General features: G+C 70.1%; 19 protein-coding genes. 16 read left to right on the top strand and 3 right to left on the bottom strand.

Annotated elements, in window-relative coordinates; genetic code table 11:
- The first annotated feature begins 174 nt into the window (after positions 1–174).
- From CVS47_RS09265 to typA, 5 genes are all read left to right on the top strand, one after another.
- The gene (locus CVS47_RS09265; protein WP_127095824.1) at positions 175–1158 is read left to right on the top strand and encodes an ABC transporter permease; all 984 of its coding nucleotides are present in this window, start codon (positions 175–177) and stop codon (positions 1156–1158) included.
- Positions 1159–1168: 10 nt separating this feature from the next.
- The gene (locus CVS47_RS09260; protein ID WP_241240340.1) at positions 1169–2086 is read left to right on the top strand and encodes an ABC transporter permease; all 918 of its coding nucleotides are present in this window, start codon (positions 1169–1171) and stop codon (positions 2084–2086) included.
- The gene (locus tag CVS47_RS09255; protein WP_127095822.1) at positions 2079–4223 is read left to right on the top strand and encodes an ABC transporter ATP-binding protein; all 2145 of its coding nucleotides are present in this window, start codon (positions 2079–2081) and stop codon (positions 4221–4223) included. The genes CVS47_RS09260 and CVS47_RS09255 overlap by 8 nt, the downstream gene beginning before the upstream one ends.
- Positions 4224–4288: 65 nt before the next feature.
- Positions 4289–5971: an ABC transporter family substrate-binding protein gene (locus CVS47_RS09250; RefSeq protein ID WP_206502585.1), complete on the top strand. Its 1683-nt coding sequence runs from the start codon at positions 4289–4291 to the stop codon at positions 5969–5971.
- A gap of 184 nt (positions 5972–6155) precedes the next feature.
- Positions 6156–8069, top strand: coding sequence for a translational GTPase TypA (typA, locus tag CVS47_RS09245; protein WP_127095821.1), 1914 nt, complete (start codon positions 6156–6158; stop codon positions 8067–8069).
- A gap of 37 nt (positions 8070–8106) precedes the next feature.
- On the opposite strand, the gene CVS47_RS09240 is transcribed toward typA, so the two are convergent.
- Positions 8107–8448, bottom strand: coding sequence for a DUF2200 domain-containing protein (locus CVS47_RS09240; RefSeq protein WP_127095820.1), 342 nt, complete (start codon positions 8446–8448; stop codon positions 8107–8109).
- Between the two features lie 69 nt (positions 8449–8517).
- Here CVS47_RS09240 and CVS47_RS09235 point away from each other — a divergent pair, with 69 nt between their 5' ends.
- From CVS47_RS09235 to ddaH, 7 genes are all read left to right on the top strand, one after another.
- Positions 8518–9273: an AzlC family ABC transporter permease gene (locus CVS47_RS09235; protein ID WP_241240090.1), complete on the top strand. Its 756-nt coding sequence runs from the start codon at positions 8518–8520 to the stop codon at positions 9271–9273.
- Entirely contained in the window at positions 9270–9584 is a 315-nt protein-coding gene (locus CVS47_RS09230; protein WP_127095818.1) for an AzlD domain-containing protein, read from the top strand. The genes CVS47_RS09235 and CVS47_RS09230 overlap by 4 nt, the downstream gene beginning before the upstream one ends.
- A gap of 25 nt (positions 9585–9609) precedes the next feature.
- On the top strand, positions 9610–10032 hold the full coding sequence (locus CVS47_RS09225; RefSeq protein WP_127095817.1) for a histidinol dehydrogenase: 423 nt from the start codon (positions 9610–9612) through the stop codon (positions 10030–10032).
- A 9-nt stretch (positions 10033–10041) separates the two neighbouring features.
- The gene (gene fdxA / locus CVS47_RS09220) at positions 10042–10362 is read left to right on the top strand and encodes a ferredoxin (protein WP_127095816.1); all 321 of its coding nucleotides are present in this window, start codon (positions 10042–10044) and stop codon (positions 10360–10362) included.
- Between the two features lie 22 nt (positions 10363–10384).
- A complete protein-coding gene (dapC, locus tag CVS47_RS09215) occupies positions 10385–11488 on the top strand; it encodes a succinyldiaminopimelate transaminase (RefSeq protein ID WP_127095815.1) in 1104 nt (367 codons plus the stop codon).
- Between the two features lie 205 nt (positions 11489–11693).
- Positions 11694–13025, top strand: a complete 1332-nt coding sequence (locus tag CVS47_RS09210; protein ID WP_277600926.1) for a citrate synthase — start codon at positions 11694–11696, stop codon at positions 13023–13025.
- A 31-nt stretch (positions 13026–13056) separates the two neighbouring features.
- The gene (ddaH, locus tag CVS47_RS09205; protein WP_127095814.1) at positions 13057–13818 is read left to right on the top strand and encodes a dimethylargininase; all 762 of its coding nucleotides are present in this window, start codon (positions 13057–13059) and stop codon (positions 13816–13818) included.
- A gap of 12 nt (positions 13819–13830) precedes the next feature.
- Here ddaH and dapD read toward each other — a convergent pair whose 3' ends face one another.
- The gene (gene dapD / locus CVS47_RS09200) at positions 13831–14787 is read right to left on the bottom strand and encodes a 2,3,4,5-tetrahydropyridine-2,6-dicarboxylate N-succinyltransferase (protein WP_127095813.1); all 957 of its coding nucleotides are present in this window, start codon (positions 14785–14787) and stop codon (positions 13831–13833) included.
- A 53-nt stretch (positions 14788–14840) separates the two neighbouring features.
- On the opposite strand from dapD, the gene dapE reads away from it, so the two are divergent.
- The 3 genes from dapE to CVS47_RS09185 all read left to right on the top strand — a co-directional run bounded on the left by dapE (position 14841) and on the right by CVS47_RS09185 (position 17389).
- Complete coding sequence (dapE, locus tag CVS47_RS09195) at positions 14841–15917, top strand: succinyl-diaminopimelate desuccinylase (RefSeq protein WP_127095812.1); 1077 nt, start codon at positions 14841–14843, stop codon at positions 15915–15917.
- Positions 15899–17125: a hypothetical protein gene (locus CVS47_RS09190; protein ID WP_241240089.1), complete on the top strand. Its 1227-nt coding sequence runs from the start codon at positions 15899–15901 to the stop codon at positions 17123–17125. Before dapE ends, CVS47_RS09190 begins: the two co-directional genes overlap by 19 nt.
- Before the next feature lie 90 nt (positions 17126–17215).
- Positions 17216–17389: a DUF3117 domain-containing protein gene (locus CVS47_RS09185; RefSeq protein WP_127095811.1), complete on the top strand. Its 174-nt coding sequence runs from the start codon at positions 17216–17218 to the stop codon at positions 17387–17389.
- Positions 17390–17464: 75 nt separating this feature from the next.
- Here the strand turns inward: CVS47_RS09185 and CVS47_RS09180 are convergent, their stop codons facing one another.
- On the bottom strand, positions 17465–18106 hold the full coding sequence (locus CVS47_RS09180) for an O-methyltransferase (protein ID WP_127095810.1): 642 nt from the start codon (positions 18104–18106) through the stop codon (positions 17465–17467).
- A 62-nt stretch (positions 18107–18168) separates the two neighbouring features.
- Between CVS47_RS09180 and CVS47_RS09175 the strand changes: the two genes are divergently transcribed.
- A complete protein-coding gene (locus CVS47_RS09175) occupies positions 18169–18555 on the top strand; it encodes a twin-arginine translocase TatA/TatE family subunit (RefSeq protein ID WP_127095809.1) in 387 nt (128 codons plus the stop codon).
- The last annotated feature ends 1 nt before the right edge of the window (position 18556 follow it).

Below are 18556 nucleotides of genomic sequence, written 5' to 3'. Positions count from 1 at the left end.
TCGTGAAAAGACTCCCTTTGACTCCCGGTCACAGCCGATCGCGGGGTTAGGGTCGATTCACCGGGTTGCGGCTCGGCGACTTCCCGAAGCCGTGATCCACGAGATCGCGGCCGCACAGCAAGGAAAGACGATGATGCGTCTGACTGTTCAGCAGCGGAGCCCGAGGCTCGGTCGATGACCCTGTACATCGTGCGCAGGTTCATCAACTACGCGATCCTCAGCCTCGTCGCCACCTGCCTCGCCTACATCCTCGCCAGCGTCGTCCTCGACCCGGCGGAGCGCTTCTACGGCAAGAACCCCCGCCCGCCGCAGGCGTCGATCGACGCGTCGCTCAACGCGATGGGCGTGAACCCCGACGTGCCGGTGCTCGTGCGGCTGTGGAACTGGCTCGTGGGGCTGTTCACGCAGTTCTCGCTCGGTCAGACCGTCGGCGGACAGTCCGTGACCGAGGAGATCATCACGCGGTCGGGCGCCAGCCTCCGGCTTCTGCTCATCGGCTCGCTCATCGGCGCGGTGCTCGGCGTCGTCCTGGGCGTCTGGGGTGCGGTGCGGCAGTACAAGGCGAGCGACCAGGTCGTCACCTACAGCTCGTTCCTCGTCTTCGCCACCCCGACCTTCGTCATCGGCGTCCTCCTGATGATCGCCGCCACCGCGTTCAACAACGCGGTCGGCTCGCAGGTGATCCAGTTCACGGGGGAGTACACCGCGGGCATATCGGGGAACTGGTGGGATCTCGCCCTGGACCGCGGCATCCATCTGCTCCTGCCGACGATCGCACTCGCCCTCATCGGCGCGGCGTCGTACTCCCGCTACCAGCGCAGCGTCATGCTCGACGTGCTCGGCGCCGACTACATCCGCACCGCCCGGTCCAAGGGCCTCCAGCGCAACGCCGCACTGGTGCGCCACGGCGTCCGCATCGCGCTCATCCCGATGACCACGTTCTTCGCCTACAGCTTCGGCACCCTCATCGCGGGTTCCGCGATGCTGGAGATCGTGTTCAGCTGGCGCGGCATGGGCCAGTTCACGCTCGAGGCCGTCACGAAGAACGACATCAACGTGATGGCGGGCTCCACGCTGTACATCGCCGTGCTGGTGCTGCTGTCATCCACCCTGTCCGAAGTGCTGTACTCGGCTCTGGACCCTCGAGTGAGGAGCTGACGTGAGCGTCATGCAGGAAGACGTCATCGAGGCCTCCCTCGACGACGACAAGGTCATCACCCAGGCGCGCCGCCCCCTGTCGCGCAACCGACTGGTCTGGCTGCGCCTGAAGGGGATGCCGCGGTTCTGGGTGGGCGCGTCGGTGCTGGTGTTCATCGTGCTGTGGGCCTTCCTCGGACCCCTGCTGTACCAGTGGTCGCCGACGCAGCGCGACTCGTACAACATGAACCTCGGACCGACCATGATGCACTGGTTCGGCACGAACGCGATCGGGCAGGACATCTACGCCCAGACGCTGTCCGGCCTCCAGAAGTCCCTCGTCATCGGTCTCATCGCCGGTCCTGCGGCGACCATCATCGCGGCCGTCGTCGGCTCGACCGCGGGCTATCTCGGGGGCTGGGTCGACAAGACCATCGGATGGTTCGTCCACCTGCTGCTCGTCATCCCCGCGTTCTTCATCCTCGTGCTGCTCAGCCCGCTGTACCGGGGACTGTCGTGGGTGGCGCTCACGGTGTTCCTCGCCATCTTCAGCTGGATGATCATGGCGCAGGTGGTGCGCAGTCAGACGCGATCCCTGCGCAATCGCGACTTCGTGCGCGCGGCGCGCTACATGGGCATGCCCACCGGCGCCATCCTGCGGCGCCACATCATCCCCAACATCGCCTCGCTGCTGATCATCGACGCCACGCTCGGCGTCGTGGCGGCGATCATGTCGGAGACGTCGCTGAGCTACTTCGGCTTCGGCGTCCAGAAGCCGGAGGTGTCGCTCGGCACGCTGCTGGCCGACGGCACCGCCGCCGCGCTCACGCGCCCGTGGCTGTTCGTCTTCCCCGCGATGGTGCTGATCGCCCTGCTGTTCGCGATCAGCCTGATCGGCGACGCCCTGCGCGACGCCATCGACCCCACCTCCGGAGTGAACAATGGCTGAATCCCTCTCCGTCGGACTCTCGAGCCGCGGAGCGCGCTCGAGTGCGCCCCTGCTCTCGGTCCGCGACCTCAGCGTCACCTTCCCGCAGCGCGACGGCAACCCTGTCCAGGCCGTGCGCGGCATCTCCTACGACGTGCACCCGGGCGAGTTCCTGGGCATCGTGGGGGAGTCCGGTTCGGGCAAATCGGTCTCCTCGCTCGCGGTCATGGGCCTTCTTCCCTCGAGCGCCCGCATCCAGGGCGAGATCGAGTTCGACGGCCGTTCGCTGCTCACCATGGATGACGCCCAGCTGTCGCGCATCCGCGGCAAGGAGCTGGCGATGGTGTTTCAGGACCCGCTGTCGGCCCTGACGCCCGTCTACTCCGTGGGCCAGCAGATCAGCGAGGCGCTGCGGCTCCACGACCGTCGTCTGTCGGCGCAGGGTGCCGAGGCGCGGGCGATCGAGCTGCTCAAGACCGTCGGCATCCCCGACGCCGAACGCCGGGCGCGCGCCTTCCCGCACGAGTACTCCGGCGGCATGCGGCAGCGCGCGATGATCGCCATGGCCATCGCGAACGACCCGAAGGTGATCATCGCCGACGAGCCCACCACGGCGCTCGACGTGACCATCCAGGCTCAGATCCTCGAGGTCCTCGAGAAGGCGAAGGACATCACCGGCGCGGCGGTCGTGCTCATCACGCACGACCTCGGCGTCGTCGCCGGTCACGCCGACCGTGTGGGCGTCATGTACGCCGGCAAGCTCGTCGAGATCGGCACGACCGACGAGATCTTCCACGAGCCGCACATGCCGTACACGATCGGCCTGCTGCGCTCGGTCCCCAACATGCTCACCGCGGGCTCGCAGCGGCTGGTGCCGCTGGAAGGCCGACCGCCGTCGCTGAGCAGCCTGCCGTCCGGCTGCCCCTTCGCACCGCGCTGCCCGATCGCGATCGACGAGTGCCGCACGATCGAGCCGCCGCTGCAGGCCTACGATCCCGGCAGCGAGCCCCCGCACCTCGCCGCATGCATCCGCTCCGGAGAGATCGCGCGGGGCGAGCTGACCCGCTCCGACGTGTTCCCGCGGCCCGAGCCGCTGCCCGAGGAGGCGATCGCCGAGACCGGCAACGCTCCCGTCGTCGTCGTCGAAGACCTCAAGCGTCACTTCCCGCTCATGAAGGGCGCGGTGTTCCCCCGCCGCATCGGCACGGTGCGCGCGGTCGACGGCGTGAGCTTCGAGCTGCGTCCCGGGCGCACGCTCGGTCTCGTGGGCGAGTCGGGCTGCGGCAAGACCACCACGATCCTCGAGGTCATGGAGATGGCCAAGCCGCAGCACGGGCGCATCACGATCCAGGGCAAGGACGTTTCCTCCCTCTCCGGCAAGGATCTGAAGGGTCTGCGCCGAGACGTGCAGATCGTCTTCCAGGACCCGATGGGGGCCATCGACCCCCGCCTGCCGATCGGCGAAGTGATCACCGAGCCGCTGCTGGTGCAGGGCGCCTCCAAGTCCGCACGGGACGCACGCGTCGTGGAGCTGCTCGACCTCGTGGGGCTCGACGGGTCCATGTCCGATCGGTACCCGCACGAGTTCTCGGGCGGCCAGCGCCAGCGCATCGGCATCGCCCGTGCCCTGGCGACCAATCCGTCGGTCATCGTGCTGGACGAACCGCTGTCCGCGCTCGACGTCTCGATCCAGGCCGGCGTGATCAACCTGCTCGAAGACCTGAAGGAGCGACTCGGCCTGTCGTACATCTTCGTCGCGCACGACCTCGCGGTCGTGCGGCAGATGGCGGACGACGTCGCGGTCATGTACCTCGGCGCCGTGGTGGAGCAGGGCCCGATCGCCGAGGTGTTCAACAACCCGCGGCATCCGTACACGAAGGCCCTCATCTCGGCGGCGCCCATCCCCGATCCGCGGATCGAGCGGGGGCGCGCGCGCATCCTGCTGAAGGGCGATCTGCCGAGTCCGACGCAGGAGATCACCGGATGCCGCTTCCGCACCCGGTGCCCTCTGTACGAGCTCGTCGACGAGTCGCGCAAGCAGAAGTGCCGCGACATCGATCCCACCCTGCTGCCCCACGGCAGCGCGCGGGTGGCCTGTCACCATGTCGACCAGTCGTCGCTCGTCGACGTGGTCGCCGTCACGACGGCCACACCCTGAAGACCCCCCGGCCGGCCGCACCAAGCCGAGCCGGGGCTCCCCAAAGAAACGAGAGGAACGATCACATGAGAACTCGGAGTGTGAAGACGCTCGGTTCCCTGGCGATGCTCGGCGCTGCGGCGCTCATCGTCTCGGGCTGCGCAGCCGGCAACTCTGCCGGCCCCAGCGCCGAACCGTCCGACGTGGCGGCGCTGCCCGCCACCGCGTGGGTGCGTGCGGATGCCGCCGACGTCCAGGACGGCGGCACGCTGACCCTGGCCGTGGGCTCCCTGCCCGTGCAGTTCAACATCAACGAGGTCGACGGCAACGAGGTCGACACCGTCAGCATCGTCTCGCCCACGACCGGCGGTCCGATCAAGATCGAGGAGGACGGCACGCCCGTCCTCAACGAGGACTATGCCTCGTCGGCCGAGGTCACCCAGGACGACCCCCAGATCGTGGAGATCAAGCTGAACCCCTCCGCCGTCTGGGAGGACGGCACCCCGATCACGGTGGCCGACTACCAGTCGTTCTGGGCCGCCCAGAACGGGACCAACGAGGCCTACACGCCCGCATCGACGGCGGGCTTCGAGGACATCGCCTCGATCGAGCAGGGCACCGACGAGTACGACATGGTCGTGACCTTCTCATCCGTCTACGCCGACTGGCAGGGCCTGTTCACCGGCGGCCTCCTGCCCGCGTCGATCTCCGGCGACCCGGAGACCTACAACAACAGCTACCGCACGCAGGCCGTGCCCTCCAGCGGTCCGTTCCGCATCTCGAACATCGACGCGACCGGCCAGGTCGTCACGCTCGAGCGCAACCCGAACTGGTGGGGCGAGACCCCGAAGCTCGAGACCGTGCTGTTCAAGGCCGTGAGCCAGGACCAGCAGGGCTCCTCGTTCGCCAACAGCGAGCTGGACGGGCTCTACATCTCGGCGAACGCCGACCTGTACGCCACGGCGCAGACGCGGTCCGACGCCGCCATCCAGACGTCCGGCGGCACCACCTGGACGCACGTCACGATGAACGCCAAGGAGGGGCCGCTCTCCGACGTCAACGTGCGCAAGGCCGTGGCGTCGATCGTCAACCGCGAGCAGATCGCGGCCTCGGCGAACACCCCCGTGGACGCGCCCCCGGTCACCAACGGCGACTACATCTTCATGCCCGGCCAGAACGGCTATGAGGACAAGGCGCTGCCCTACGACCCCGAGGCGGGCTCGTCCTTCCTCGAGGCGGCCGGGTACACCAAGGACGGCGACAGCTGGACGAAGGACGGCGAGGCGCTCTCGCTGACGATCACCGTTCCGGCCGACACCGCCACCAACATCCAGCGCTCGGAGCAGGTGCAGGCCGATCTCGGCGACGCCGGCATCCCGGTCGAGCTGGTCACGGTGCCGGCGGCGCAGTACTTCAGCGACTACGTCATCCCCGGCAACTACGAGATGGTGTCGTTCTCCTGGCAGGGCACCGCCTTCCCGATCTCGTCGTCGGAGGCGCTGTACTACCCGCTCGATTCCGAGTCGAACTTCACCGGCACGACGGACGACCGTCTGGGCCCGCTGTTCGACGAGGCGAACACCGAGCTCGACGCGGACGCACGCATCGAGACGGCCAAGGAGATCAACGACGTGATCTGGGACTACGTGCCCATGTTCCCGATCGCTCCGCTGCCGAACGTGTACGCGATCAAGGACGGCCTCGTGAACTGGGGCGCCACGCAGTTCGAGACCATCGACTGGACGACGGTCGGCTGGGCCACGTCCTGATCGGATGACGCGCGGCCTCGGCCGCTCGGTCCTGCAGACGGCGGGGCGGGGATCCTCCGGGACCCCGCCCCGTCGGCGTGCTCCCGGAAGTTCCCAGGGAGCCCTGCGGTACGCTGGTCATCCGGCCACGGGACTTCTCCCTCATCCGCCGGCTCTCTTCTTTCCCCTCCTGCAAGGATTCTCCATGGCGCGCGCCCTCCGTTCAGATCTCCGCAACGTCGCGATCGTCGCCCACGTCGACCACGGCAAGACGACCCTCGTCGACGCCATGCTGCGCCAGACCGGCTCCTTCGGCGAGCACGCGCACGTCGACGAGCGCGCGATGGACTCGAACGACCTCGAGCGTGAGAAGGGCATCACGATCCTGGCCAAGAACACGGCCATCACCTACAAGGGCGCGCACGCCGGCGGTGACGAGATCACCATCAACGTCATCGACACCCCGGGTCACGCCGACTTCGGCGGCGAGGTCGAGCGCGGCCTGTCGATGGTCGACGGCGTCGTCCTCCTCGTCGACGCGAGCGAGGGCCCCCTGCCCCAGACGCGCTTCGTGCTGCGCAAGGCCCTCGAGGCCAAGCTCCCCGTCATTCTGCTGGTCAACAAGACCGACCGCCCCGACGCCCGCATCGCCGAGGTCGAGGAGGAGGCCCACGACCTGCTGCTGGGGCTCGCGTCCGACCTCGTCGACGACGTGCCCGACCTCGACGTCGACGCGCTCCTCGACGTTCCCGTGGTCTACGCCAGCGGCCGTGCCGGCGCCGCATCGCTCAACCGGCCCGCCAACGGCACCCTCCCCGACAACGACGACCTCGAGCCCCTCTTCGGCGCGATCCTCGAGCACATCCCGGCCCCGTCGTACGACGACGACGCTCCGCTGCAGGCATGGGTCACCAATCTCGACTCCAGCCCGTTCCTCGGCCGTCTCGCCCTCCTGCGCGTCTTCAACGGCACGCTGAAGAAGGGCCAGACCGTCGCCTGGGTGCGTGCCGACGGCACCGTCAGCAGCGCGCGCATCACCGAGCTGCTCAAGACCCGCGCCCTCGAGCGCTACCCGGCCGAGAGCGCCGCCCCCGGCGACATCGTCGCGATCGCGGGCTTCCCCGACATCACCATCGGCGAGACCATCGCCGACCCGGAGGACGTGCGTCCGCTGCCGCAGATCCACGTCGACGACCCGGCCATCTCGATGACCATCGGCACCAACACCTCGCCGCTCGCCGGCAAGGTCAAGGGCCACAAGCTCACGGCGCGTCTCGTCAAGGACCGCCTCGACCGCGAGCTGATCGGAAACGTCTCGCTCAAGGTCGTCGACATCGGACGCCCCGACGCGTGGGAGGTGCAGGGCCGCGGCGAGCTCGCCCTGGCGATCCTCGTCGAGAACATGCGCCGCGAGGGCTTCGAGCTGACCGTGGGCAAGCCCCAGGTGGTCACGAAGAAGGTCGACGGCAAGACGTTCGAGCCGTTCGAGCACCTCACGATCGACGCCCCCGAGGAGTACCTCGGCGCGATCACGCAGCTGCTCGCGACCCGCAAGGGCCGCATGGAGAACATGACGAACCACGGCACCGGCTGGGTGCGCATGGAGTTCATCGTCCCCTCGCGCGGTCTCATCGGCTTCCGCACGGAGTTCCTCACCACGACCCGCGGCACCGGCATCGCCAACGCCATCTCGCACGGCTACGAGCCCTGGGCCGGTCAGATCGTGACCCGCCAGAACGGGTCGATCGTCGCCGACCGCACGGGCGTGGTCACGCCGTTCGCGATCATCGCGCTCCAGGAGCGGATGTCGTTCTTCGTGCAGCCCACGCAGGAGGTCTACGAGGGCATGGTCATCGGCGAGAACTCGCGCAACGACGACATGGACGTGAACATCACGAAGGAGAAGAAGCTGACCAACATGCGTCAGTCCACCTCCGACACGTTCGAGTCCATGACCCCCTCGCGCCAGCTGTCCCTCGAGGAGAGCCTCGAGTTCGCCCGCGAGGATGAGTGCGTCGAGGTGACGCCCGAGATCGTCCGCATCCGCAAGGTGAACCTGGACGCCACGGAGCGCGCACGCGCGACGGCCCGCCTCAAGCGCCAGGACGCCTCGGTCTGACCCTCGCGTCAGCCCGGGTGGGGCGAGGGCGGCGGCCTCAGGATCTGAGGATCCTCTCCATCGCCTTCCCCTTCGCCACCTCGTCGACGAGCTTGTCGAGGTAGCGGATCCGCTGCATCAGGGGATCCTCGATCTCCTGCACGCGCACGCCGCAGATGACGCCGGTGATCAGGGATGCCGCGGGGTTCAGCCGCGCCTGCGCGAAGAAGTCGCGGAACGTCGTGTCGGCCGACAGGTGCGCGTCGATCTCGTCCTGCGAGTAGCCGGTCAGCCACTGCGTGACCTCGTCGACCTCCGCACGCGTGCGCCCTTTGCGCTCGACCTTCTGCACGTAGAGCGGATAGACACGGGACACCGGCATGGCGAAGATGCGCTCCATGCCGTCGAGGGTAGTCCCGCGGCATCCGCTCCGTCGATGCGTCCCCCGACGGCCCGACATGATGGGGTGGTGGCCGCCGAACCCCCCGTCGTCCCCGATCCCGGTCGGGCGGAGAGCCGTGCGTGGCGCGACGGGATCGGCGTCGCCCTCGCGACGAGCGCCTACGGGATCTCGTTCGGCGCGCTGAGCGTGGCCTCCGGCCTCGACGTGTGGCAGACCTGCGTGCTCAGCCTGCTGATGTTCACCGGTGGATCGCAGTTCGCGTTCGTCGGCGTCATCGGCGCCGGCGGGCTCGCCGCGGCTCCCGCCGCCATCGCGTCGGCCTCGCTGCTCGGGGTGCGCAACATCGCCTACGGCATGCGGATGTCACCGGTGATCGGCCGCGGCTTCTGGCGGCGGGCAGCCGCGGCGCAGTTCACGATCGACGAGTCGACGGCGGTCTCGCTCGCGCAGGACTCCCCGCGCGCGCGGACGATCGGCTTCTGGGTCACCGGCCTCGGCATCTACGCGGGCTGGAACCTGTCGACCCTCGCCGGGGCGCTGCTGGGCGACGTGCTGGGGGACCCGAAGGCGTACGGATTGGATGCCGCGGCCGCCGCCGCATTCCTGGCGCTGCTGTGGCCGCGGCTGCGCGCCCTCCAGCCGATCGCGGTCGGCGTGGCCGCCGCCGTCCTGGCCGTCGTGCTCACCCCGGTGCTGATGCCCGGTCTGCCGGTGATCGTCGCCGCCCTCGTGGCCGTGGTCGTCGGCTGGTTCAACTGGCTCGGCCGCAGGGATCGTCCCGCGGAGCCCGACGACGTCCCCGAGCTCGGGGGACTGCCATGACGCTGTGGACCGCCGTGCTGCTCTCGGCGATCATCTGCGTGGCGCTCAAGACGCTCGGCTACCTCGTTCCGCCGCGCGTGCTGGAGGCGCCGCGGCCGTCGCGCATCGCCGACCTGCTCACCGTCGCGCTGCTGGCCGCCCTCGTCGGCGTGCAGGCTCTCGCCGTCGGTCAGGACGTGGTGGTCGACGCCCGCGTGCCGGCGCTGCTGATCGCCGCGGGACTGCTGCTCGTGCGGGCGCCGTTCCTCGTGGTGGTCGCGGCGGCCGCGGCATCCGCCGCCCTTCTGCGGCTCTGGGGCTGGGCGGCCTGAAGGGCGGCGCGCCTAGACTCGGGACATGAGCTCGCTGTGGCCCCGCCTCGTCACCTGGGTGATCGCGCTCGTGGTGGGCGTGGTCTACGGCCTGGCCGGCACGATCGCGCAGAGCTTCTCGGTAGGTGTCCTTCCGGTGGGCCTGGTGCTCGCGATCATCGGCAGCGCCGCTCTCCTCGCCGCGGTGCGCCTGCTCACCGGCGACCGCTGGTCGACCCTGCTCGTGGGCCTCGGCATCATGACGGCGACGCTCGTCTTCTCGGGCGCGGGACCGGGCGGGTCGGTCATCGTGCCGCAGCCGCCCGAGGGCACCATCGGCACCGGCATCATCTGGACCATCGCGGTGCCGGTGCTCGTCGCGGTCGTCGTGGCGTGGCCCGATCTCTCCGCCGCGCGGGACTCCGGCGCGCCCTCCGCCGCGCGGAGCGAGGACGCCCGACCGAACTAGACTGGGGGAGTGACCTACGTGATCGCCCTCCCGTGCGTCGATGTGAAGGACCGTGCCTGCATCGACGAATGCCCCGTCGACTGCATCTACGAGGGTGACCGGATGCTGTACATCCACCCCGACGAGTGCGTCGACTGCGGTGCCTGCGAACCCGTCTGTCCGGTCGAGGCCATCTACTACGAGGACGACCTCCCCGAGGAGTGGGCGGACTACTACAAGGCGAACGTCGAGTGGTTCGAGGACGTGGGGTCCCCGGGCGGCGCCGCGAAGGTCGGCGTGATCCACAAGGACCACCCCGTCGTCACCGCGGTTCCTCCCCAGGGCTCGTGATCTCCCGCCGGAGGGTGCGCTGATGGCGGTCACCGATCTGGCCGATTACCCCTGGGACGCGATGGCGCCCTACGCGGCCCGCGCACGCGCGCACGCCGACGGCATCGTCGACCTGTCGATCGGGTCTCCGGTCGACCCGACGCCGGCCCTCATCGCCGACGCGCTCACCCGTGCCACGGACGCGCACTCCTACCCTCAGACCGTGGGCACTCCCGCGTTGCGCGAGGCGATCGCCGCCTGGTACGCGCGCCGGCGTGGCGTGCCGGGGCTGACGCCGGATAATGTCCTGCCCACGATCGGCTCCAAGGAGCTCGTCGCGCTGCTGCCGCTGCTGCTGGGTCTCGGCGACGGCGACATCGTCGTGCACCCGCGCGCGGCCTACCCGACGTACGAGGTCGGCGCCCGCCTCGTCGGCGCGACTTCCGTCGCCGCCGACGACCCGGACCACTGGCCCGAGGGCACGCGGCTCGTGTGGGTCAACTCGCCCGGCAACCCCGACGGCGCGGTGCGCGATGCCGCCGACCTCTCCCGCGCGGTCGCCCGGGCACGGGAGCTCGGTGCGGTGATCGCGTCCGACGAGTGCTACGCCGAGCTGGGCTGGGACGAGCCGTGGACGGATGCCGCGACCCCCAGCATCCTGGATCCCGCCGTCGTCGGCGGCGACCTGCGCGGAGTCCTGTCGGTCTACTCGCTCTCGAAGCAGTCCAACCTCGCCGGCTACCGCGCGGCGTTCCTCGCCGGCGACGCGGAGCTGGCCGCACGACTGGTCGCCGCCCGCAAGCACCTCGGGCTGATGGCGCCCGGCCCGGTTCAGGCGGCCATGATCGCGGCGCTCGGCGACGACGAGCACGTCCGGGCACAGAAGGCGCTGTACCGGGCCCGACGCGACGTGCTGAAGCCCGCACTCGAGGCCGCGGGCTTCCGGATCGACCGCAGCGAGGCCGGCCTCTACCTCTGGGCGACTGAGGGCCGGGACGCGTGGGAGAGCGTCGAGCAGATGGCCGGGCTCGGCATCCTCGTCGGCCCCGGGCACTTCTACGGACCCCACTTTCCGCAGCACATCCGTCTGTCTCTCACCGCGACCGACGAGCGCGTCCGTGCCGCGGCTGCGCGCCTCGCGGCCTGACGACGACGGTCATCTGGAGGTTTCCTCCAGCGGATCCCCGCGCGCATTGGGGGGAACGGTGGGAGGTCAGCAGGCCCACTAGGCTGTAAGGACGCGGCGGTGCGGCATCCCCGACCCCGCACGCCGGAACCTCGGATGACGCGTCACTTGCGAAGCCGACGGGTCGAAGGCACCCCTGACCGACCAGAAATCGCATGGAGGCTTCGTGAACGACGCGGGCACCCCCAAGGACACGTCCACTCCGGCAGAGGCGGCGCCGACGACGGCCAGGCTCACGATCGGGGATCGGACCGCCGAGTTCCCGGTGCTCACCGGCACGGACGGCATCCCGAGTGTCGACATCTCGACGTTCACGCGCCAGACCGGCCACACGACGCTGGACTACGGGTTCGTGAACACCTCGGCGACGAAGTCGGCCGTCACCTTCATCGACGGCGACAAGGGCATCCTGCGCTATCGCGGCTATCCGATCGAGCAGCTCGCCCAGAACAGCAGCTACCTCGAGGTGGCCTGGCTCCTTCTCTACGGCGAGCTCCCGACGGTCGACGAGCTCGGTCAGTTCGACGAGCGGATCCGCCGTCACACGCTGCTGCACGAAGACCTCAAGCGCTTCTTCCCCGCCCTTCCGCACACGGCGCACCCCATGTCGGTGCTGTCGTCGGCCGTCTCGGCGCTCTCCACCTACTACGAGAACCAGTCCGACCCGCACAACCCCGAGCACGTCGAGCTGAACACGGTGCGGATGCTCGCGAAGCTCCCCGTGATCGCCGCCTACGCGCACAAGAAGAGCGTCGGGCAGGCCTTCCTGTACCCCGACAACTCGCTGAGCTTCGTCGACAACTTCCTCAAGCTGAACTTCGGTGTGCTGTCCGAGGTGTACGAGGTGAACCCGGTCATGTCGCGCGCCCTGGAGCGCCTGCTCATCCTGCACGAGGACCACGAGCAGAACGCGTCCACCTCGACGGTGCGGCTCGTCGGCTCCACCGGCGCCAACCAGTTCTCCTCGATCTCCGCGGGCATCAACGCCCTGTACGGACCGCTGCACGGCGGCGCGAACGAGGCCGTCCTCGAGATGCTCGGGCGCATCCGCGACTCCGGCGAGAGCGTGCAGCGCTTCGTCGAGCGGGTCAAGAACAAGGAGGACGGGGTGAAGCTCATGGGCTTCGGACACCGCGTCTACAAGAACTACGACCCGCGGGCGAAGCTCGTCAAGGAGTCCGCCGACGAGGTGCTCGAGGCGCTGGGCATCAGCGACCCGCTGCTGGACCTCGCCAAGGAGCTCGAGCAGATCGCCCTGGAGGACGACTACTTCAAGGAGCGTCGTCTCTACCCGAACGTCGACTTCTACACCGGCGTGATCTACAAGGCGATGGGCTTCCCGACGCGCATGTTCACGGTGCTGTTCGCCATCGGCCGTCTGCCGGGCTGGCTGGCGCAGTGGCGCGAGGCGATCAACGACCCGCAGACGAAGATCGGGCGCCCGCAGCAGCTGTACACGGGTGCGCCGGCGCGCGACTACCCCGGTCTGTCCTCCTGAGGCCCCGGGGGCGGATGGGTAGGGTCGGGGGATGCCCCGCGTTCTCGTCCGCCGACCGTCGCCCCGCCTCGCCGACGGCGAGCTGACGCACCTCGACCGCGTGGCGGTCGACCCCGACCTCGCGGCGCGCCAATGGGCGGGCTACGTCGACGTCTTCCGCTCCCGCGGGTGGGAGGTGCTGGAGGTCGATCCCGCCGACGATCAGCCCGACGGCGTCTTCGTGGAGGATGCGATCATCGTCTTCGGCGACCTCGCCCTGCTGTGCCGGGCGGGAGCGGAGTCGCGGCGCGGCGAGGCCGTCACCGTGCGCGTGGCGGCCGCAGCAGCCGGACTCCCGCTCTCGACGATCACCGCCCCGGGAACGCTCGACGGCGGCGACGTGCTGAAGGTCGGCCGCACCGTCTTCGTCGGCGCGTCGTCGCGGACCAACGCCGACGGCATCGCGCAGCTGCGCGCCGTCGTGGAGCCGGCGGGGTGGGAGGTCGTCGAGATCCCGGTCTCGCGCGTGCTGCACCTCAAGTCGGGCGTGACCGCTCTGCCGGACGGCACGGTGATCGGGTTCGCACCCCTCGTCGACGATCCGGCGCTGTTCCCGGAGTTCCTCGCGGTGCCCGAGGAGCACGGCACGGCGGTCGTCGTGCTCGACGAGCGCACGGTGCTGATGTCGTCGGACGCTCCGCGCACACGCGACCTCCTGCACGATCGCGGGCTCGAGGTCGTGACGGTGGACGTCAGCGAGTTCGAGAAGCTCGAGGGCTGCGTGACCTGCCTGTCGGTGCGGCTGCGGGAGTGAGCCCGTCGAGTCTCAGGCGTGCAGCGCCTCGTTGAGCGTCACTCCGGCGCCCGCACGGCGGACCGCCTCGATCGCTCCGCTGAGCGAGTTGCGGCGGAGCAGCATGCCGTCGCGGCCCGACAGCTCTGCGCCCTTGACGGAGGGGCGCCGTCCGTCGGCCGTGGGCGGCTCGTCGGCCAGCACCACCTTGGAGCCGGCGGTCACGTACAGGCCCGCCTCCACGATGCAGTCGTCGCCGAGGGAGATGCCGATGCCGGCGTTCGCGCCCAGCAGCGTGCGCTCACCGACCGAGATCCGATGCGTGCCGCCGCCCGACAGCGTGCCCATGATCGACGCGCCGCCGCCGATGTCGCTGCCGTCGCCGACCACCACACCTTGCGAGATGCGCCCTTCGACCATCGAGGCGCCCAGGGTGCCGGCGTTGAAGTTGACGAAGCCCTCGTGCATGACGGTCGTGCCGGGGGAGAGGTAGGCGCCGAGACGGACGCGCGAGGCGTCGGCGATGCGCACGCCCGGCGGGGTCACGTAGTCCAGCAGCCGCGGGAACTTGTCCAGGCCTTGGATCTGGAGCCCGTCGCGCTGGAGGAAGGGCCGGAGGCGGGTGGCGTCGTCGGGATGCATCGGTCCGGCACTGGTCCAGGCGACGTTCGGCAGATGGCCGAAGATGCCGGTGAGGTCGATCCCGCCCGGCTCCACCAGCCGGTGCGACAGTGCGTGCAGGCGCAGGTACGCGTCGGGGGTGGAGGTGGGCGCGGCATCCACGTCGATCTCCAGTGCCACCACGTCGACGGTCACGGCGCGTCGCGGGTCGGGGACGGCGAAGCGGTCGAGTTCGGCGGGGGGCAGCGCGGGGTCGAAGCCGAGGGGCAGCCCGCCGTGCTGCGGCTGGGGGAACCACGTGTCGAGCACGGTCCCGTCGGCGGCCGTCGTCGCGAGGCCGAAGCCCCAGATCCATCGCTGTCCGGTCATGCCTCCACGCTAGCGAACCCGGGCGGCACAGCCGTCGCCGGTACACTCGGGGCATGCCGGTGCTCGATCTGTCCGCGTCCTCCGTCGACCTCACCCGGGCGATCTGCGACATCCCGAGCGTGTCCGGAGACGAGGTCACCCTCGCCGACGCGATCGACGCGGCGATCCGGCCGCTGAGCCACCTCACGCTGCACCGCGACGGCGACACGATCATCGCCCGGACCGACCTCGGGCGTGCGCAGCGCGTGGTCATCGCCGGCCACATCGACACCGTGCCGGTGAACGGCAACCTCCCCACGCGCGACGTCGTCATCGACGGAGAGCCGCACCTGTGGGGCCGCGGAACCGTCGACATGAAGGCCGGCGTCGCGGTGCAGCTCAAGCTCGCCGCCGAGCTGGTCTCGCCGCGGGTCGACATCACCTGGATGTGGTACGACCACGAGGAGGTCGACGCCGACCTGAACGGGCTCACGCGCCTGTCGCGCACGCGCCCCGATCTGTTCGCGGGCGACTTCGCCATCCTCGGCGAGCCGTCCGGCGGCGAGGTCGAGGGCGGCTGCAACGGCAACCTCCGCGCCATCGTGCGCACGCACGGCGTGCGGGCGCACAGCGCGCGGTCGTGGATCGGCGAGAACGCGATCCACCGCGCGGCCCCGATCCTCGCGCGGCTCGCCGAGTACCGCCCACGCGATGTCACCGTCGAAGGGCTCACCTACCGTGAGGGCCTCAACGCCGTGCGGATCGGCGGAGGGGTGGCCGGCAACGTCATCCCCGACCTCTGCGAAGTCGAGGTCAACTACAGGTTCGCGCCGAGCCGTGACGCCGCAGAGGCGAGCCGTCACGTCCGGTCCGTCTTCGAGGGGTTCGACGTGGAGATCGTCGACCTGGCGGAGGGGGCGCGTCCGGGGCTCGACGCGCCGCTCGCCCAGGAGTTCGTGGCCGCGGTCGGCGCCGTCCCCCGGCCCAAGTACGGCTGGACCGACGTCGCCCGCTTCAGCGCCCTCGGCGTGCCCGCCGTGAACTACGGACCCGGTGACCCGCACCTCGCGCACCACGACGAGGAGCGGGTGCCGCTCGCGCAGATCGAGGCGGTCGAGCGCGGACTGCGGTCGTGGCTGACAGCACCCTGACCGCTCCCCGCGCGCTGCGGCGCTGGTCGGCCCTGCCGGTCGCCGCCCGCATCGCGATGGTCTACGTCGCGGCACGGCTGGTCACGACCGCGTTCCTCCTGCTCGCGTCGGCCCTGGCCGTGCCCGGGTCCCGCTTCGGCGCGTCGCCATCGCTCGGCTCCTTCGTGGTGGGGTGGGATGCCACGTGGTACTGGTTCACCGCGGTGAACGGCTATCCCGACGTGCTCCCGCGCACAGCGGCCGGGCTCGTCTCGGAGAACCAGTGGGCGTTCATGCCCGTGTACGCCTACGCCTCGGCCGCGGTCGGCCTGCTGCTCGGATCGTGGGGCGCCGGCGCGCTCGTGATCTCGCTCGTCTCCGGCTACCTGTCGTGTCTGGTGCTGCACCGCATCCTGCGGCCGCGGATCGGCGCCCGGGCGGCGTTCTGGGCGGTGGTGCTGTTCTCGTGCGCGCCACTCGCGGCGATGTTCCAGGTCGGCTACGCCGAGTCGCTGTTCCTGCTGTGGATGCTGCTGGCGCTGGACGCGGTGATGCGGCGGCGCTACGGGCTGCTGTACCTCCTGATCCCGCTCATGGGATTCACGCGCCCCGGTGTGCTGGCCTTCGCCCTCTTCCTCGGCCTGTTCGGCGTCTGGCGCCTCGCGACCCGCGACCGGGAGCCCCTACGGGCCCGCGAGGTCGTGCACATCCTCGGTACCGGCGCGCTGGCGGTGATCGTCGGGTTCTCCTGGCAGGTGATCGCGGGCATCGTGACCGGGGATCCGACCGCCTATCTCGCCACCGAGCTCGCCTGGCGGCGCAACTGGCTGCCGGGCGGCGAGAGCGGCTTCGTCCCGTTCGAGGGGTTCGTGCAGGCGGCGGCGTTCTGGTTCACGTCGTGGGGACTCGGCCCGGTGGTCGGCTACGTGGTGCTCGCGGCATCCGTCGTGCTCATCGCCGTGGTGCTGGTGGCGGGCCGCTCCGTGCGCAGACTCGGCGTGGAGCTGCGGCTGTGGGCGGCGAGCTATCTGCTGTACATCCTGCTGGTGTTCTTCCCGCAGTCGAGCATCTTCCGACTGCTCCTCCCGCTGTCCCCGCTGTGGGGGGCCGTCGCCGTGCCGCGGTCGAAGGTCTGGCGGTTCGGCGTGCTGGCCGTGAGCCTGCTCGCGCAGTGGTGGTGGATCTACAACATGTACGCGCTCGGGTACACGTACTGGCAGATCCCGTGAGCGCCGCCGGCGAGGTCGGCCGCGGTCGTCCGACGTGCCCGAGCGCACGATAAACTTTCACGTGAAGACATTCGACGAAAGGGAGCCGCGATGGCAGCGATGAAGCCGAGAACCGGAGACGGACCTATGGAGGCCGTGAAGGAGGGGCGCCTGATCATCGTGCGGGTGCCGCTCGAGGGTGGCGGTCGCCTCGTCGTATCCGTGAACGACGCCGAGGCCAAAGAGCTCTACGACGTGCTGGGTGGAGTCGTCGCACCCGCCTGACCGACGCATCGACGCGGCCGGTTCCCTCTCGGGAGCCGGCCGCGTCGTCGTTCGCGGAGCGCTCCGCGAACCGCGTCAGGAGGTGCGGTCGGGCACGGTGGTGAGCTGCAGCAGGCCCTCGCCGACGATCGACAGCGCGCCGATGACGGCGGGCGAGGCCTGGGTCTCATGGATCAGGGTGCGGTACGCGGTCGTGATCGCGTCGCGGCGCACCGGGTCGGCGACGGCGCCGCCGCCGAGGACGCGGGGGACGAGCACCGTGCCGCCGACACGCACGAGGCGCAGGGCGTGCTCGACGTAGTCCATCACGCCCGCCGGGTCGGCGTCGACGAGCACGATGTCGTAGGACGCCTCGTTCATGCGCGGGAGGACATCCGATGCCCGTCCGGTGATGAAGCGGGCGCGCGCGGCCGGGATCTTCGCGTCGGCGAAGGCGCCACGGGCGACGGCGAGGTGCTCGGGCTCATTGTCGATGGTGGTGAGCGTCGCCCGGGGCGACCCGTGCAGCAGCCACAGGCCGGAGACGCCGGCGCCGGTGCCGATCTCGACGATGTTCAGCGCGTTCGAGACCGCAGCGATCACGGCGATCTGCGCACCCACGGGGGCGCTGACGGGCGCCGCGCCGAGCTCTAGTGCGTGCGCGCGCGCACGGGTGATGTGGTCGGGCTCGATCGTCGCCTCGGCGGCGAATCTGCGGTCCGCGTCGTGATCACCCATGCCCGTCAGCCTACGTCGCCGCGCGCGAGCCCACCCTCAGGCGCGGCGGGTAACCTGTGAGCATGTTCTTCGGCCTGACCATCGAGAAGGTTCTGGTGATCGGCGTCATCGCCGCGATCCTGATCGGTCCCGAGCGTCTGCCGCGCTACGCCGAGGGACTCGCCCGCTTCACCACCCGCGCACGGGAGTTCGTCAAGGGCGCGCGCTCCCGCGTCAAGGAGGAGATGGGCGACGACTTCGACGACGTCGACTGGCGCAAGCTCGACCCCCGGCAGTACGACCCGCGGCGCATCATCCGGGAGGCCCTCCTCGACGACGCACCCGTCCCGACCGTCACCGCCGCCTCGACCGCCGCGACGATGCTCGCCGCCGGGGCCGCTGCGACGGCGCTGACGCCCGGCCAGCGTGCCGAGGCGGGCCCGACCCCCTTCGACTCCGAAGCGACCTGAG

The sequence above is a fragment of the Microbacterium lemovicicum genome (assembly GCF_003991875.1).
Lineage (GTDB): Bacteria > Actinomycetota > Actinomycetes > Actinomycetales > Microbacteriaceae > Microbacterium > Microbacterium lemovicicum.
The sequence above is the reverse complement of the archived record's forward strand: the minus strand, read 5'-3'. Positions and strand labels throughout refer to the sequence as shown.